Consider the following 2,500-nt stretch of genomic DNA (forward strand, 5'->3'; position numbering starts at 1 on the left):
TGCGAAAAACGGTTCTGACGGGTCCCCTCAAAGTAATACTTTGATGGGTTCCCTTAAAATCGATGCACGCTTTACCTGAATTCAGGTGTAGGTGTTTACTAGGCGTTGCTGTTCAATCATCCGACTATCGCGGACAGTGCTGGTATGACCCAGGATTGTCGTTGATGGTGGGACTCTCAAGCGCAAATAGAGCAATTAGTATCGGTTAGCTCCATGCGTTACCGCACTTCTACATCCGATCTATCAACGTCGTGGTCTCCGACGGCTCTATGAAATCTTATCTCGAGGGAGGCTTCCCGCTTAGATGCTTTCAGCGGTTATCCCGTCCATACATAGCTACCCTGCTGCGCTTCTGGCGAAACGACAGGTACACCAGAGGTATGTTCAACCCGGTCCTCTCGTACTAGGGTCAACTCCTCTCAAATTTCGACGCCCACGGCAGATAGGGACCAAACTGTCTCGCGACGTTCTGAACCCAGCTCACGTACCACTTTAATTGGCGAACAGCCAAACCCTTGGGACCTGCTCCAGCCCCAGGATGTGATGAGCCGACATCGAGGTGCCAAACAACCCCGTCGATATGAGCTCTTGGGGGTTATCAGCCTGTTATCCCCGGCGTACCTTTTATCCGTTGAGCGATGGCCCTTCCACGAGGGACCACCGGATCACTATGACCGACTTTCGTCTCTGCTCGACTTGTCAGTCTCGCAGTCAGGCTGGCTTATGCCATTGCACTCTAACAGACGGTTTCCAACCGTCCTGAGCCAACCTTCGCGCGCCTCCGTTACTCTTTAGGAGGCGACCGCCCCAGTCAAACTACCCGCCACAGAGGGTCCCTGATCCAGTTTCATGGATCGAGGTTAGACATCAGAAAACAACAGGGTGGTATTTCACCTATGGCTCCACGTCAGCTGGCGCCAACGCTTCAAAGCCTCCCACCTATGCTACACAGTTCTTTCCTAATGCCACTCTGAAGCTGCAGTAAAGGTGCACGGGGTCTTTCCGTCTAACCGCGGGTACTCCGCATCTTCACGGAGAATTCAATTTCGCTGAGCATGTCCTGGAGACAGTGGGGAAGTCGTTACGCCATTCGTGCAGGTCGGAACTTACCCGACAAGGAATTTCGCTACCTTAGGACCGTTATAGTTACGGCCGCCGTTTACCTGGGCTTCATTTCGCAGCTTGCACCACTCCACTTAACCTTCAGGCACCGGGCAGGCGTCAGGCCCTATACGTCGTCTTGAAGCCGACTTAGCAGAGCCCTGTGTTTTTGCTAAACAGTCGCTACCCCCTGGCCTGTGCCCCCTCAAAGTGCTTGCGCATAGTGAGGGCCTCCTTCTTCCGAAGGTACGGAGGCAATTTGCCGAGTTCCTTCAGGACACTTCTCTCAAGCGCCTTGGTATACTCTACCTGACCACCTGTGTCGGTTTCGGGTACGGTCTATACGGTGGGGCTATTTCCTGGAACCTCTTCGAAGCCCATCCAATCCAATAAGGATGAACAACACACGAGATCCGTCACACACCACCAGGTCACGGAATATTAACCGTGTTCCCATCGACTACCCCCTTCGGGCTCGTCTTAGGGGCCGACTCACCCTGCGCGGATTAGCCTTGCGCAGGAACCCTTGGTCTTTCGGCGAGAGGGCATCTCACCCTCTTTATCGCTACTCATGTCTGCATTCGCACTTCCGATACCTCCAAGGCCCATTACCAGGCCCCTTCACAGGCTTACGGAACGCTCCGCTACCGCTCACGCTTAACGCGTGAACCCTAAGCTTCGGTGCGTGTCTTGAGCCCCGTTACATCTTCGCCGCAAAACCTCTTGTTTAGACCAGTGAGCTGTTACGCTTTCTTTAAAGGATGGCTGCTTCTAAGCCAACCTCCTGGTTGTTTTGGAAGTTTCACATGCTTTCCCACTTAGACACGACTTGGGGACCTTAGCTGTAGGTCAGGGCTGTTTCCCTTTTGACGACGGACCTTAGCACCCGCCGTCTGTCTCCCGGATATTACTCGCAGGTATTCGGAGTTTGGTTAGGTTTGGTAGATCTCGCGACCCCCTAGCCCATCCAGTGCTCTACCCCCTGCGGTATTCGTCCGAGGCACTACCTAAATAGTTTTCGCGGAGAACCAGCTATTTCCCGGCTTGATTGGCCTTTCACCCCTAAACACAGCTCATCCGATAACTTTTCAACGTTAATCGGTTCGGACCTCCAGTGCGTGTTACCGCACCTTCATCCTGGCCATGCCTAGATCGCCGGGTTTCGGGTCTAATACATCAAACTTAGTCGCCCTATTCAGACTCGCTTTCGCTGCGCCTACACCTAACGGCTTAAGCTTGCTTGATACATTAAGTCACAGACCCATTATACAAAAGGTACGCAGTCAGGCCACATGAGCCCTCCTACTGCTTGTAGGCAATCCGTTTCAGGTACTGTTTCACTCCCCTCATCGGGGTGCTTTTCACCTTTCCCTCACGGTACTAGTTCACTATCGGTCGC

General features: G+C 53.2%; 1 rRNA gene (cut by a window edge). It reads right to left on the reverse strand.

Going from position 1 to position 2,500, the window contains the following annotated elements:
* Nucleotides 1-175: 175 nt before the first annotated feature.
* Nucleotides 176-2,500, reverse strand: a 23S ribosomal RNA gene (locus tag U1769_RS24715) (it continues 474 nt past the right edge of the window).

The organism is Parasphingomonas zepuensis (assembly GCF_036663735.1).
Taxonomy (GTDB): Bacteria; Pseudomonadota; Alphaproteobacteria; order Sphingomonadales; family Sphingomonadaceae; genus Sphingomonas.